This window comes from Streptomyces sp. NPDC088915 (genome assembly GCF_044749825.1).
In the GTDB taxonomy this organism is placed as follows: domain Bacteria; phylum Actinomycetota; class Actinomycetes; order Streptomycetales; family Streptomycetaceae; genus Streptomyces.
This window is the reverse complement of record NZ_JBIVIR010000015.1, coordinates 178,595-193,332: the sequence shown is the minus strand read 5'-3', so window position 1 is coordinate 193,332 and position 14,738 is coordinate 178,595. Positions and strand designations below refer to the sequence as shown.

Below are 14,738 nucleotides of genomic sequence, written 5' to 3'. Positions count from 1 at the left end.
GGCCTCAGCGTGCTGCCGAGGGAGGGCTACGGGCGTGCGCCGTCACGCCGTAGGGACCGGTCCGCAGCTCATGACCGGTTCATTTCAAGGAAGTTAGCGGGCTTTGTCGAAGTCCGTAACCCGGTGCGCGCGAGTTTTCGCCACTTTATTCACGGTGGAGACAAAGCGTGGACGGCGCCGGGAGAAGTCCCTACTGTGTCCGACGCGGTGACGCGGACCCGGTCCCGTTCCGCCCGCAGCACCTCCGTGTCCGGGCCGACGACGCGTCCCGGCAGCGGTGGATCCCTCACTTGCCCGATCGAGTCCTTCATGTCCTGAAGGGCCGTCAGGAGGTCACGTGCATCCACGGCTGTACCCCCACCGACCGGCCGGACGTCTGGCCGGAACGCTCATCGCCTCGTTCCTGACCGCCGTCCTGTCGGTCTCCCCGGCCTCTCCGGCCTCTCCTCCCTCCCCGACCTCTCCCCCTTCCCCGACCTCTCCCCCTTCCCCGACCTCTCCGGCCCTCCCGGATTCCGCGCGCGATTCCGCCGACGCGGCCAACAGGCCCGTCCGGGTGAAGGGCCGTGCCGTCGCGGCCGGCACCACCCTCACGGGCCGCTCCGCCGCGGCGCTCCCCCCGCAGACGCCCGGGGTCACGCTCCGCGTCTTCGACGTGCAGGTCCCGCTGAACAACCTCTGCGTGCTGAAGCCGGGGCAGACCCCCAACATCGACAAGCTGATGCCGATCGTCGACTGGTCCACGTCCGCCGACTTCGGCCTGGAGACCCACTTCGTCACCCACGTCGTCGGCAACCTCGTCGTCCCGCAGGCGGGCAGCCACACCCTCCGCCTCGCCAGCGACGACGGCTCCCGCCTCCTGATCGACGACCAGGTGGTGATCGACCACGACGGCCTGCACGGTCCGGACCCCAAGGACGCGACCGTGAACCTGACGGCGGGCGCCCACGCGCTGCGCATCGAGCACTTCGAGCGCGACGGCGGCCAGCAGATCACGCTGTCCTGGAAGCCGCCGGGCGCCACCGGCTTCGCCGTCGTGCCGAACTCGGCCCTGAGCACGGACGCCGACGTCGTCCGCGTGACCGCGCCGGGCCGCAAGGAGTGCGAGGGCATCGCGGACACGCCCGGCGACGGTCTGCCGCTCACCGGCGTCCACCCGAACTACACCCTCACCGGCCTGCGGCCCAAGGGCTTCGAGCCGCAGGTCTCCGCGATGGACTGGCTGCCCGACGGCCGGTTGGCCGTGACCACCTGGGGCGGCAGCAACAACACCACGGGCGAGGTCTACCTGCTCGGCAACGTCACGGGGAACACCGGCCCGGACAAGGTGACGGTGAAGAAGGTGGCCTCGGGCCTGAAGGAGCCCATGGGCATCGCGTACGTCGACGGCAAGCTCTACGTCTCCCAGAAGCACGAGCTGACCGAGCTGAACGACACCGACGGGGACGAGGTCACCGACCAGTACCGGCGGGTCGCGACCTGGCCCTTCGGCGGCAACTTCCACGAGTTCGCCTTCGGCCTCCTCCACAAGGACGGGTTCTTCTACCTGAACCTGTCGGTCTCCATCAACTACGGCGGGGCGACCACGAACCCGCAGCCGGCGCCGAACCGCGGGACCACGATCAAGGTGAACCGGCAGACCGGCGAGGTCTCGTACGTGGCCGGAGGCCTGCGCACCCCGAACGGCATCGGCTGGGGCCCCGAGGGCGGCATCTTCGCCACCGACAACCAGGGCGGCTGGCTGCCCTCGTCGAAGCTGGTGCACATCAAGCAGGACCGGTTCTTCAACCACTACATGAACCCGGCCGGCCCCTTCGACTCCCGGCCGGTGACCAAACCGGTGCTCTGGCTGCCGCAGAACGAGATAGCCAACTCGCCCAGCACGCCGCTGCAGTTGACCGTCGGCCCGTTCGCCGGCCAGATGCTGTTCGGCGACGTGACGTACGGCGGCGTGCAGCGCGGTTTCCTGGAGAAGGTCGGCGGCGAGTACCAGGGCGCGGTCTTCCGGCTCACCCAGGGCCTGGAGGCGGGCGTGACCCGGATCAGCGTCGGTCCGGACGGCGCGCTGTACGCGGGCGGGCTCGGCGCGGGCGGCAACTGGGGCCAGGAGGGCAAGCTCGCCTTCGGCCTGCAGAAGCTGACACCGAACGGCGCCAACACCTTCGACATCCGCGCCATGCGCGCCGTGCCGGGCGGCTTCGCCCTGGAGTACACCCAGCCGCTGTCGACGCAGACGGCCACCGACCTGGCCAAGCGCTACAGGATCAAGCAGTGGCGGTACGCGCCGACCGCCGACTACGGCGGCCCGAAGATCGGAGAGGAGACGCTCACCGCGGAGTCGGCCACCCTCTCCGCCGACCGCAAAACCGTCACCCTGGCCATCCCCGGCCTCAAGGCCGACCGGGTGGTGCACGTCCGCTCGCCGCGCCCCTTCAGCTCGTCCACCGGCGAGTCCCTGTGGAGCACCGAGGCCTGGTACACGCTCAACCGGATCCCCGGCGGGGTGCCCACGGGAGAGGTGCGGGGCCTCGGCAACAAGTGCCTGGACGTCGACGACTCCCAGACCGCGGACGGCACGAAGATCCAGGTCTGGGGGTGCAACAGCACCGCCGCCCAGCAGTGGACCGTGGCCGGGGACGGCGCGCTGAAGGTGCTCGGCAAGTGCCTGGACGTCTCCAACGGCGGCTCGGCGGACGGCACGAAGGTGCAGCTGTGGACCTGCAACGGATCGGGCGCCCAGACCTGGCAGGCGCAGGCCGACGGCAGTCTGCGCAACCCGCAGTCCGCCAAGTGCCTGGACGTCGCGGGCGGCGCCACGGCGGACGGCACGAAGGTCCAGCTGTGGACGTGCAACGGGACGAGCGCCCAGAAGTGGGCCCTTCCCTGAGGTGAGTTGACGTAACGACGGGAACGCGTGCGGGCCGTGCGCCGTGGTGTGCGGCCCGCACGCGCTCCCCCTTTGTCCTGCGTGTGGAAGAAGTCGAAGCGGAACTGTGCGCAAGTTCTTCCCCTCCGGGTGAAGCGCTGCTACGTTCCCCTCGAAAGCGAAGCACGGACGAGGCACGGAAGAGGAGAGGAGGGACATGCGACGCATGACGGCCCGGCCCGCGAACGCCCATCAGGCCCGCCTGCTCCGGCTGTTGCGCGACGGAGGCCCCAACTCGCGGGCCCAGCTCGGCGATCAGGTCGACCTCTCCCGCTCCAAGCTCGCGGTCGAGGTGGACCGGCTCCTGGAGACCGGCCTCGTCGTCGCGGACGGGCTCGCCGCCTCCCGGGGCGGACGCCGCTCGCACAACATCCGGCTCGCGCCCGGCCTCCGCTTCCTCGGCGTCGACATCGGCGCGACCTCGATCGACGTCGCGGTGACCAACGCCGAGCTGGAGGTCCTGGGACACCTCAACCACTCCATGGACGTGCGCGAGGGCCCCGTCGCGGTCTTCGAGCAGGTCCTGTCGATGGTCGGGAAGCTCAAGGCGTCGGGGCTCACGGACGGACTCGACGGCGCGGGCATCGGCGTGCCGGGCCCCGTCCGCTTCCCCGAGGGCGTCCCGGTGGCCCCGCCGATCATGCCCGGCTGGGACGGGTTCCCCGTCCGGGAGGCGCTCAGCCAGGACCTGGGGTGCCCGGTGATGGTCGACAACGACGCCAACCTGATGGCCATGGGCGAGCAGCACGCGGGCGTCGCCCGGTCCGTGAACGACTTCCTGTACGTCAAGATCGGCACCGGCATCGGCTGCGGCATCGTCGTCGGCGGAGAGGTCCACCGCGGCACGACGGGCAGCGCCGGCGACATCGGGCACATCCAGGTCGATCCGGAGGGCCGGGCCTGCGGCTGCGGCAACCGGGGATGCCTGGAGGCCCACTTCGGCGGCGCCGCGCTCGCCCGCGACGCCGAGGACGCGGCGCGCGAGGGACGCTCGGTCGCCCTCGCCGCCCGGCTCGAGACCGCCGGCGCGCTGACCGCGGCGGACGTCTCCGCGGCCGCCGCGGCGGGGGACGCCACGGCCCTGGACCTGATCCGGGCGGGCGGTGACCGGGTCGGCCAGGTCGTCGCCGGGCTCGTGAGCTTCTTCAACCCGGGGATGGTCGTGATCGGAGGCGGGGTGACGGGACTCGGGCACACGCTCCTCGCGAGCGTGCGGACCCAGGTGTACCGGCGCTCCCTCCCCCTCGCGACCAGGAACCTGCCCATCGTCCTGGGCGAGCTCGGCTCGACCGCCGGCGTGACCGGCGCGGCCCGGCTCATCAGCGACCACCTGTTCTCGCCGGCCTGATCCGGGCCGGCGGGCACCGCGAGGTGCCACGCACACCGGCACCGCGAGGTGCCCAGCACGTCGGTGCCGCGAGGCGCCCAGTACACCGGCACCGCCGGATGCCGAACACACCGGCACCGCGCGAGGCCCAGCACGTCGGCATCGCCAGATGCCCAGCACACCGGTACCGCGAGGCGCCCAGTACACCGGCGCCGTGAGGTGCCCAGCACGTGAGCACCGCGCGGTGCCCCGTACGTGAGCACCGCGCGGCCTCCCGTGCGTGAGCGCCGCGAGGTGCCGCGCACCGGGGACACCCGTACGACCTGCCGCACGCACGTCCCGTACCGCTCGCACCACCCGTACCCCGTACGCCCGTACGTCCCCCGTCTCCGGGGCCGTGCCGCCCGCGCGAAGCCGCGGCGCCGCACCGCCGCCGGAGCACCCGGCCACGCCCCCGTTCTCGCGTCCGCCCTGTCCGCTCACGGCCCGCACCAGCCGAGGAATCGTCATGGCACCAGAACCGCCCCTGCTCACCATGTCCGGCATCACGAAGTCGTTTCCCGGAGTCCGCGCCCTCGACGGCGTCGACCTGGAGGTCCGGGCCGGAGAGGTCCACTGCGTCCTCGGCCAGAACGGTGCCGGCAAGTCCACCCTGATCAAGGTGCTCGCCGGCGCCCACCGGCCGGACGAGGGCACCGTCACCTGGTGCGGACGGGAGGTGGCGCCGGGCTCCCCGATCGCGGCCATGCGCCTCGGCATCGCCACCATCTACCAGGAGCTCGACCTGGTCGAGGGTCTGTCCGTCGCCGAGAACGTCTTCCTCGGCCACGAGCCCACCTCCGCGGGCTTCGTCGTCCGCGCCCGTGCCGCCCGCACCGCCGCCGCGCGGTTGCTGGAGCGTCTCGGGCACGGCGAGATCGACCCCGCGCGCCCGGCCGGCGAACTCTCCGCCGCCCAGCGGCAGATCGTCTCCATGGCCCGCGCGCTCTCCCACGACGTCCGCCTCATCGTCATGGACGAGCCGTCCGCCGCCCTCGACCCGGAGGAGGTCGACAACCTGTTCCGGACGGTCGGCGACCTGACCGCCGCCGGGGTCGCCGTCGTGTACATCTCCCACCGCCTGGAGGAGATCCGCCGGATCGGCGACCGGGTCACCGTCATCAAGGACGGCCGGACCGTCGCGGGCGGGCTGCCCGCGAAGACCACCTCGACCGACGAGGTCGTCACGCTGATGACCGGCCGCAGCGTCGCGTACGTCTTCCCCGAGCGCCCCCGGCGACCGGATCCCTCCGCGGCCGAACCCGTCCTGCGCGTCGAACGCCTCGCCCGGAAGGGGGAGTTCGCCCCGCTCGACCTGGAGCTCCGCCCCGGCGAGATCGTCGGGCTCGCCGGGCTCGTCGGCTCGGGACGCTCCGAGATCCTGGAGACGGTCTACGGCGCGCGCAGGCCGACCGGTGGGCGCGTCCTCGTCGAGGGGGTCCCGCTGCGGCCGGGCAGCGTCCCCGCGGCCGTCCGCGCCGGGATCGGCCTCGCCCCCGAGGAGCGCAAGGCGCAGGCGCTGCTGCCGATGGAGTCCGTCACCCGCAACGTCACCCTCTCCACCCTCTCCCGCTTCTCCCGCGCCGGCCGGCTCGACCGGCGGCGGGAACGGGAGGCCGCCCGGCGGGTCACCCGCGACCTGTCCCTGCGGCCCGACGACCCCGACGCCCGGATCCGGACCCTGTCCGGCGGCAACCAGCAGAAGGCGGTGCTCGCCCGCTGGCTCCTGCGCGGCTGCAAGGTCCTGCTCCTCGACGAGCCGACCCGGGGGGTCGACGTCGGTGCCCGCGCCGAGCTGTACGCGGTCGTGCGGCGGCTCGCCGACGAGGGCCTCGCCGTCCTCCTCGTCTCCAGCGAACTGCCCGAGGTCCTCGGCCTCGCCGACCGCGTCCTGGTCCTGCGCGAAGGGGACGTCGTCCACACCGCGGACGCCCGGGAGCTCGACGAGCACCGCGTACTCGACCTCGTGATGGAAGGAAGCCCGACGGCATGACGCAGTCGACCACTCCGGCGGGACACGACGCGCCGGTCACACCCCTCGCTCCCCCGCCGGGCGGGAAGACCGCCGCGCGCCGGCCCCTGGGCCTGCGCCCGGACGTGCGCAACCTGTCCCTGCTCGGCGTCCTGGCCGCCCTGGTGGTCGTCGGCGGCCTCACCCGGCCCGACGAGTTCCTGGCCGCGAGCAATCTGCAACTCGTCCTGACCCAGGCCTCGGTCATCGGCGTCGTCACCGTCGGGATGACCTTCGTCATCACCGGCGGCGGCATCGACCTGTCGGTCGGGGCGATCGTGGCCCTGGCGTCCGTCTGGGCCACGACGGTGGCGACCCAGGAGTTCGGCTTCGCCGGCATCCTCTTCACGGCGGTGGTCGTCGGCCTCGGCTGCGGCCTGGTGAACGGCCTCCTCGTCGCGTACGGCGGGATGGTGCCCTTCATCGCCACCCTCGCGATGTTCGCCTCCGCCCGCGGCCTCGCCCTCCAGATCACCGAGGGCAGGACCCAGATGGTGACCGTCGAGTCCGTGCTCGACCTGGGCGTCAAGGACGCCTACGTCCTCGGGATCCCCCCGCTGGTCCTGGTCTTCGCGGCCGTCACCCTCGCGGGCTGGTTCCTGTTCGACCGCACCACCTTCGGCCGCCGGACGGTGGCCGTGGGCGGCAACGCGGAGGCCGCCCGGCTCGCCGGCATCGACGTGCGCCGCCAGCGCCTCCAGCTCTACCTGCTCTCCGGACTGTGCTGCGGCGTCGCGGCCTTCCTCCTGATCGTGCTCGCCGGTTCCGGCCAGAACACCAACGGCAACCTGTACGAGCTCGACGCCATCGCCGCCGCCATCATCGGCGGCACCCTCCTCAGCGGCGGCCGGGGCACCATCGTCGGCTCCGTCCTCGGCGTCCTCGTCTTCACCACGATCACCAACATCTTCGCCCTCAACAACCTGGAGAGCGCGGTCCAGCAGATCGCCAAGGGCGCGATCATCGTCGTTGCCGTCCTCGTCCAGCGCCGCGCCGTCCACGACTCCTGACGCTCCGGCACCCCCCGCCCCGCCCGAAGGGATCCACCGCCATGCCCGAAACCAGCCGCAGACACCTCCTCCTCGGCGGCGCCGCCGTCTCCGCCGGAGCCCTGCTCACCGCCTGTACCAGCAACGAGCCCAAGGAGCAGGTCCCCGCCGGGAGCGCCGCCCCCGCCGCCGGCGACAAGCCCGGCGCCCCCGTCACCATCGGCTTCGCCGGCCCGCAGGCCGACCACGGCTGGCTCAACGCCATCAACGAGAACGCCAAGCGGCGCGCCGCGACGTACTCCGACGTCACCCTGGAGATCACCGAGGGCTCCAACGACACCGCCGCCCAGATCGGCCAGGTCCAGACCCTCATCAACAAGAAGGTCGACGTCCTCGTCGTCCTCCCCGCCGACGGCAAGGCCCTCACCCAGGTCGGCCTCCAGGCCATGCGGGCGGGCATCCCCGTCGTCAACCTCGACCGGGTCTTCGCCTCCCCGCAGGCCTACCGCTGCTGGATCGGCGGCGACAACTACGGCATGGGCCTCAACGCCGGCCGCTTCATCGGCGAGAAGCTCAAGGACAAGCCGAACGCCACCGTCGTCGAACTCGCCGGCATGGACAGCCTGGAGCTCACCAAGCAGCGCACCCAGGGCTTCGACGACGCCCTGAAGAACTATCCCAACATCCGCAAGGTCGCCCGCCAGGCCGCCGACTTCACCGTCGAGTCCGGCCAGGCCAAGATGGCCCAGCTGCTCCAGGCCCAGCAGAAGTTCGACGCCCTCTGGAACCACGACGACGACCAGGGGGTCGGGGCGCTGCGCGCCATCGCCCAGGCCGGCCGCAAGGACTTCCTCATGGTCGGCGGCGCCGGGGCCAAGTCCGCCATGGACGCCATCAAGGCCGACGCGGGCGTCCTCAAGGCCACCGTCCTCTACCCGCCGACCATGGCCGCCTCCGCGATCGACCTGGCCCGTGCCCTCGGCCAGAAGAAGGGCATCGGCGGCATGTCCGAGCTGGAGATCCCCGCCTCGATCACCCTCTACTCGGCCGTCGTCACCAAGGAGAACGTCGACGAGTACCTGCCCACCGGCTTCAACTGACCGGCACGGGCGCCGCCCGGGCGGATCCCCGGCGGTCCGTCGGCCCTTCGCTCCCGTCCGGGCGGGGCCCCGTTTCCGGCGCGCCGCGGAACCGACGTCTCCACCGGCCGTGGCCGGTGCCTGCGAGAGGACACCAATGGAACAGAGCGAGAGGGTCCCGCCGACGCTCGGCATCGGCCTGATCGGTTACGCCTTCATGGGCGCCGCCCACTCCCAGGGCTGGCGCACGGTCGGCCGCGTCTTCGACCTGCCGCTGCGGCCGGTGCTCGCCGCGGTGGCCGGCCGGGACCCCGGGGCCGTGCGCGCGGCGGCCGGGAGGCACGGGTGGGCGGCCGCCGAGACGGACTGGCGCGCCCTGATCGCCCGCGACGACGTGCAGCTCGTCGACGTCTGCACCCCGGGCGACAGCCACGCGGAGATCGCCGTCGCCGCCCTGGAGGCCGGCAAGCACGTGCTGTGCGAGAAGCCGCTCGCCAACTCGGTGGCCGAGGCCGAGGAGATGGCGGCGGCGGCCGACCGGGCGGCGGAACGCGGTCAGATCGCGATGGTCGGCTTCAACTACCGCCGGGTTCCGGCGCTCGCGCACGCCCGCCGGCTCGTCGCGGAGGGCCGGCTCGGCGCCCTGCGGCACGTGCGCGTCACGTACCTCCAGGACTGGCTCGTCGACCCCGGCTTCCCGCTGACCTGGCGCCTGGAGCGCGAGCGCGCCGGGTCGGGGGCGCTCGGGGACCTGGGGGCGCACATCGTGGACCTCGCCCAGTACCTGGCGGGAGAGCCGCTGGTCGGCGTCTCGGCGCAGCTGGAGACGTTCGTCAGGGAGCGTCCCCTCCTCGCCGGGGCGTCGGCCGGGCTTCGCGCGTCCGGCGGCCCGGGGCACGGGGCCGTCACGGTCGACGACGCGGCCGTCTTCACCGGGCGGCTCGCCTCCGGGGCGCTCGCGACGTTCGAGGCGAGCCGGATGGCGCCCGGCCGCAAGAACGCGCTGCGCCTGGAGATCGACGGGGAGCACGGCTCCCTCGCCTTCGACCTGGAGCGGCTCAACGAACTGTCCTTCCACGACCACACCGAGCCCGCCGTCACGGCCGGCTTCCGCCGCATCCTCGTCACCGAGCCCGGCCACCCCTACCTGGAGGGCTGGTGGCCGCCCGGCCACACGCTCGGCTACGAGCACACCTTCGCCCACCAGGCCCGCGACCTGGTCCACGCCGTCGCGACCGGCACCGCCCCCGCGCCCTCCTTCGCCGACGGCCTCCAGGTCCAGCGGGTCCTGGCCGCGGTGGAGGAGAGCGCCCGGAACGCCGCCGTCTACACCCCCGTACTCCCCCTCCCCGCATCTCCCGCATCTCCCGCATCGCCCTCATCACCCGCATCGCCCGCATCCCGCGTGTCCCGCTAGGAGGCCCGGACCGTGCCACGACCCTTCACGCTCTTCACCGGCCAGTGGGCCGACCTGCCCCTGGAGGAGGTCTGCCGGCTCGCCCGCGACTTCGGCTACGACGGCCTCGAACTCGCCTGCTGGGGCGACCACTTCGAGGTGGACCGGGCCCTCGCCGACCCCGCGTACGTCAAGGGCAGGCGCGAGCTGCTCGACGCGTACGGCCTGAAGTGCTGGGCGGTCTCCAACCACCTGGTGGGGCAGGCCGTCTGCGACGACCCCATCGACGAGCGCCACCGGGCGATCGTGCCCGCCCGGATCTGGGGCGACGGCGACGCCGAAGGGGTGCGGCGGCGGGCGGCCCGCGAGCTCGCGGACACCGCGCGGGCCGCGGCGGCGCTCGGCGTCGACACCGTCGTCGGCTTCACCGGCTCCTCCATCTGGCACCTGGTGGCGATGTTCCCGCCGGTCCCCGAGCGCATGGTCGAGCGCGGCTTCGAGGACTTCGCGGAGCGCTGGAACCCGATCCTCGACGTCTTCGACGCCGAGGGCGTGCGATTCGCCCACGAGGTGCATCCCAGCGAGATCGCCTACGACTACTGGACCACCCAGCGGGCCCTGGAGGCGATCGGCCGGCGTCCCGCCTTCGGCCTGAACTTCGACCCGAGCCACTTCGTGTGGCAGGACCTCGACCCGGTCGGCTTCCTGTGGGACTTCCGCGACCGGATCTACCACGTGGACTGCAAGGAGGCCCGCAAGCGGCTCGACGGGCGCAACGGGCGGCTCGGCTCCCACCTTCCCTGGGGCGATCCCCGGCGCGGCTGGGACTTCGTCTCCGCCGGGCACGGCGACGTCCCCTGGGAGGACGTCTTCCGGATGCTCCGCTCGATCGGCTACGCCGGACCGGTCTCCGTGGAGTGGGAGGACGCGGGCATGGACCGGCTCACCGGCGCCCCCGAGGCGCTCTCCTTCCTCAGGCGGTACGACTTCGACCCCCCGGCCGCCTCCTTCGACGCCGCCTTCTCCGGCCCGATCGACGAGACACCCCCCAGGGACGCGCCCGCACGGAGGGGCCGCCCATGAGCCGGCGGCGGGCGGGGAGGCGTCGTACCCCCCGCCCGCCGTCTTCCCCACCCACACCGACACCCGCACCACCGACACGGCAGGGAGGCAGTCAGTGCGCCACGGGAACGCGACGGGGAGGCAGCCAGTGCAGCACGGGAACGCGAGGAGGAGAGGGGCCCGCGAACCGGGGGCGCGCACCGGGGTCTGGTTCGTGGGGGCGCGCGGATCGGTGGCGACCACCGCCGTCGCCGGGTGCGCGGCCGTCGCCGCGGGGCTGTACCCGCCGACCGGCATGGTCACCGAGACGCCGCCGTTCGCGGGGGCGGGGCTGCCTCCGCTGGCCTCGCTGGTCTTCGGCGGTCACGACGTCGCCGACTGTCCCCTGCCGAAACGCGCCGAGGACCTCACCGGGGCCGGTGTGCTGCCCGTCGGTCTCGCCCGGGCCGTCCACGCCGAACTGGCCGCGGCCGACAGGGAGATACGGCCGGGCGGCCCGCTCCCTGGGGACGCCCGCACCGACGAGGAGCTGATCGCCGGTTTCGCCGACGACCTGACCGCCTTCCGCGCGCGTCACGCGCCGGCGCGGGTCGTCGTCGTCAACGTCTCCTCCACCGAGCCGCTGCCGGAGCCGGACGCCACGCGCCTGCCGCCCAGCTCCCTGTACGCCGCCGCCGCACTGCGCGCCGGCTGCCCGTACGTCAACTTCACGCCCTCGACCGGACTGCGCGCCCCCGCGCTCGCGGCCGCCGCCGAGGCGAGCGGCCTCCCCCACGCGGGCCGCGACGGCAAGACCGGCCAGACGCTCCTGCGGTCCGTCCTCGCCCCGATGTTCGTCCAGCGGGCCCTGACCGTGCGGGCGTGGTCCGGCACCAACCTGCTGGGGGGCGGGGACGGGGCGGCCCTGGCCGATCCGGCGGCGGCCGCGGCCAAGAACGCCGGGAAGGAACGCGTCCTCGCCGAGACGCTCGGCCCCGGCGTCGAGGGCGGCGTCCACATCGACGACGTCCCCGCGCTCGGCGAGTGGAAGACCGCCTGGGACCACGTCGCCTTCGACGGCTTCCTCGGCTCCCAGACGGTCCTCCAGACGATCTGGCAGGGGTGCGACTCGGCGCTCGCCGCTCCCCTGGTCCTGGACCTGGCGCGGCTCGTCGCCCGAGCCCACGAGGCGGGCCTCGCCGGGCCCCGCCCCGAACTCGGCTTCTACTTCAAGGATCCCGACGGCGGCCCGGCGGGCCTGTCCGAGCAGTTCGGCGCGCTCCTCTCCTTCGCCGACCGGCTCCGGGAAGCCGGATGATCCGCCCCCCGTTCCTCCGGCCCACCCCCTCGGACGCGGGCGCCTCCCCGCGCGGGGGCGCGTCCGCCCGGGAGGGGCTGCGGGCGTGGAGCGAGCTGCTGCGCGTCTCGGCCCTGCCCAGCGTTCCCGGCGACGCCCTCGCCGGGGCCGCGGCCGCGGGGACGCGGCCCGGCAGGGGCACCGCCTGGGCCGTCGGCTCCTCGCTGTGCCTCTACGAGGCGGGCATGGCGCTCAACGACTGGGCGGACCGGTACGAGGACGCCGCCGAGCGCCCCCACCGCCCCGTCCCCTCCGGCCGGGTGAGCCCCGGGGCGGCCCTGGGCGCGGCCGGTGCGCTCACCGCCGCCGGTCTCATCCTCGCGGCCCGCGCGGGGCGGCCCCCTCTGGCGGTCGCCACGGTCCTGGCCGCGACGGTCTGGGCGTACGACCTGCGTCTCAAGCACACGGCCGCCGGTCCGGCCGTCATGGGCGCGGCCCGCGGCCTCGACCTCCTCCTCGGCGCCACGGCCACGGTGTCGGCCGCCCGGGGAGGGGCAGGGCTCCGCCATCAGGCCGTCCCGTCGCCCACCGTCTTCCCGCTGCCCGCCCTCCCCTCGGCAGCGGTGCTCGCCGCGCACACCTACGCCGTCACCGCGGTGTCCCGGCACGAGGTCCACGGCGGTTCCACGACCGCGCCCCTGGGCGCGCTCGCCGCCGCCGCGGTCCTCGGCGCCCTCACCGCCTCGCCCCGCCCGGCGCCGTACCGTTCCGGCGCGCGGGGGAGGCCGCCGGCCGCACCGCGCCGTCTCCCGGGCCGTTCCACGGCCGAGCGCGTCGCCCCGGTCCTGGCCGCCGTCTACGTCCGCACCGCCGCCCGCCCCCTCCTCCACGCGGCCCTGAACCCGTCCCCGCACCTCACCCGGCACGCCGTGGGGGGCGGCATCCGGGCGATGGTCCCCCTGCAGGCCGCCCTCATGGCCCGCTCCGGGGCGCCCGTCGGCGGTCTCGCCCTCCTGGGCCTCGTCCCCTCGGCCCGCCGTCTCGCGCGAAAGGTCAGCCCCACGTGAACGGACTCCCCACGGCCCCCGTCCCGGCCCCCCTCCGCTACGGATACGGGACCAACGGGCTGACCGACCTCCGGCTCGACGACGCCCTCGCGCTCCTCGCCGACCTCGGCTACGACGGCGTCGGGCTCACCCTCGACCACATGCACCTCGACCCCCTCGCCCCCGGCCTGGCCGCCCGCACCGCGCGCGTGGCGCGCCGGCTCGGTGCGCTCGGCCTCGCCGTCACCGTCGAGACCGGCGCCCGCTACGTCCTCGACCCGGGCCGCAAACACGGCCCCTCCCTGCTCGACCCCGACCCGGACGACCGTGCCGTCCGCGTCCGGCTGCTCGTCACCGCGGTGCGCGTCGCCGCGGACCTCGGCGCCCACGCCGTGCACTGCTTCAGCGGCGCCGCTCCGCCCGGCACCGACCCGGACACGGCCTGGAAGCGCCTCGCGGAAGCGCTCGGGCCGGTCGTCGAGGCCGCCGGGGCCGCGGGGGTCCCCCTGGCGATCGAACCCGAGCCGGGCCACCTCCTCGCCACGCTCGACGACTTCCACCGCCTGCGGGCCGCCACGGGGGACCCCGCGCCCCTCGGCCTCACCCTCGACATCGGCCACTGCCAGTGCCTGGAACCGCTGCCGCCCGCGGCCTGCGTCCGCGCCGCCGCGCCCTGGCTGCGCCACGTCCAGATCGAGGACATGCGGCGCGGCGTCCACGAGCACCTGCCGTTCGGGGACGGCGAGATCGACTTCCCGCCGGTCCTCGACGCCCTCGCCGCCACCGGCTACCGGGGGCTCACCGTGGTCGAGCTTCCGCGCCACTCCCACGCGGGCCCCGAACTTGCCCGCGCCTCCCTCGCCTTCCTCCGCTCCCGGACCCCGGAAGGATCCCCGACCCCGGAAGGAGACCCGACCGCGTGACCACCACCCCCTCCCCCGGCGCCCCGGCCGTCTCGCGCGCAGCCCTCGACGCGCGCCTCACCGCCACCGCCCGCGCGTGGCTGGACGACGCGCTGGCCGAAGCCGCCCGTACGGCCCCGGACACCGCCTCTGCCGACACCGACCCCGTCTGGGAGCCGCGCTTCGCCGCCGCGGGCCGTCACTGCGGCCACGAGCACGCCGACGCCGTCCGGGTCCTGCTCCTCACCGCGGCCCGCCCCGGCCCGGAGACCCTCGCCCTCCTCTACCACCGGGGCAGCGCCGCCGAGCGCCGCGCCGTGCTCCACGCCCTGCCCCACCTGGTCGGCGGCCCCGAGGCGCTCCCCCTCGTCGCCGACGCGCTGCGCACCCACGACACCACGCTCGTCGCCGCGGCCGTCGGCCCCTACGCGGCCGCCCACCTCGACCGGCCGGCCTGGCGGCACGCCGTCCTCAAGTGCCTCTTCACCGGAGTCCCCGTCGACGCGGTCGCGGGGCTGCGGCACCGCGCCCGCGGCGACGCCGTGCTCGCCCGCATGCTCGCCGACCACGCCGCCGAGCGCACCGCCGCCGGCCGCGACGTCCCCCACGACCTGCGCCGCGTCCTCGCCCTGACGGCCGAGGCGCGTCCCTAGGGGGGTGTCCCGTCGATCGTGCCGGACAGGCC

11 protein-coding genes are annotated in these 14,738 nt (G+C 74.4%); all 11 read left to right on the top strand.

All coding sequences use genetic code 11. From position 1 onward, the window contains the following. Nucleotides 1-556 precede the first annotated feature (556 nt). Nucleotides 557-2,887: a ricin-type beta-trefoil lectin domain protein gene (locus tag ACIP5O_RS26240; RefSeq protein WP_401297237.1), complete on the top strand. Its 2,331-nt coding sequence runs from the start codon at nucleotides 557-559 to the stop codon at nucleotides 2,885-2,887. Nucleotides 2,888-3,092: 205 nt separating this feature from the next. Continuing rightward, on the top strand, nucleotides 3,093-4,274 hold the full coding sequence (locus tag ACIP5O_RS26235) for an ROK family protein (protein WP_401297376.1): 1,182 nt from the start codon (nucleotides 3,093-3,095) through the stop codon (nucleotides 4,272-4,274). 487 nt (nucleotides 4,275-4,761) lie between these two features. Continuing rightward, complete coding sequence (locus ACIP5O_RS26230) at nucleotides 4,762-6,285, top strand: sugar ABC transporter ATP-binding protein (protein WP_401297235.1); 1,524 nt, start codon at nucleotides 4,762-4,764, stop codon at nucleotides 6,283-6,285. Next, on the top strand, nucleotides 6,282-7,313 hold the full coding sequence (locus tag ACIP5O_RS26225) for an ABC transporter permease (protein ID WP_401297234.1): 1,032 nt from the start codon (nucleotides 6,282-6,284) through the stop codon (nucleotides 7,311-7,313). Before ACIP5O_RS26230 ends, ACIP5O_RS26225 begins: the two co-directional genes overlap by 4 nt. Before the next feature lie 41 nt (nucleotides 7,314-7,354). After that, nucleotides 7,355-8,392 carry a substrate-binding domain-containing protein gene (locus ACIP5O_RS26220; RefSeq protein ID WP_401297232.1) on the top strand — a complete coding sequence of 346 codons (1,038 nt, stop codon included), beginning with the start codon at nucleotides 7,355-7,357 and terminating at the stop codon, nucleotides 8,390-8,392. A gap of 136 nt (nucleotides 8,393-8,528) precedes the next feature. After that, a complete protein-coding gene (locus tag ACIP5O_RS26215; RefSeq protein WP_401297231.1) occupies nucleotides 8,529-9,788 on the top strand; it encodes a Gfo/Idh/MocA family protein in 1,260 nt (419 codons plus the stop codon). A 12-nt stretch (nucleotides 9,789-9,800) separates the two neighbouring features. Beyond that, nucleotides 9,801-10,850, top strand: coding sequence for a sugar phosphate isomerase/epimerase family protein (locus ACIP5O_RS26210; protein WP_401297229.1), 1,050 nt, complete (start codon nucleotides 9,801-9,803; stop codon nucleotides 10,848-10,850). A gap of 127 nt (nucleotides 10,851-10,977) precedes the next feature. Beyond that, nucleotides 10,978-12,126: an inositol-3-phosphate synthase gene (locus ACIP5O_RS26205; RefSeq protein WP_401297227.1), complete on the top strand. Its 1,149-nt coding sequence runs from the start codon at nucleotides 10,978-10,980 to the stop codon at nucleotides 12,124-12,126. Then, nucleotides 12,123-13,172 carry an SCO3242 family prenyltransferase gene (locus ACIP5O_RS26200; RefSeq protein WP_401297225.1) on the top strand — a complete coding sequence of 350 codons (1,050 nt, stop codon included), beginning with the start codon at nucleotides 12,123-12,125 and terminating at the stop codon, nucleotides 13,170-13,172. The genes ACIP5O_RS26205 and ACIP5O_RS26200 overlap by 4 nt, the downstream gene beginning before the upstream one ends. Next, complete coding sequence (locus ACIP5O_RS26195; protein ID WP_401297223.1) at nucleotides 13,169-14,074, top strand: sugar phosphate isomerase/epimerase family protein; 906 nt, start codon at nucleotides 13,169-13,171, stop codon at nucleotides 14,072-14,074. The genes ACIP5O_RS26200 and ACIP5O_RS26195 overlap by 4 nt, the downstream gene beginning before the upstream one ends. Then, complete coding sequence (locus tag ACIP5O_RS26190) at nucleotides 14,071-14,706, top strand: EboA domain-containing protein (protein WP_401297221.1); 636 nt, start codon at nucleotides 14,071-14,073, stop codon at nucleotides 14,704-14,706. The genes ACIP5O_RS26195 and ACIP5O_RS26190 overlap by 4 nt, the downstream gene beginning before the upstream one ends. Nucleotides 14,707-14,738: the final 32 nt, after the last annotated feature.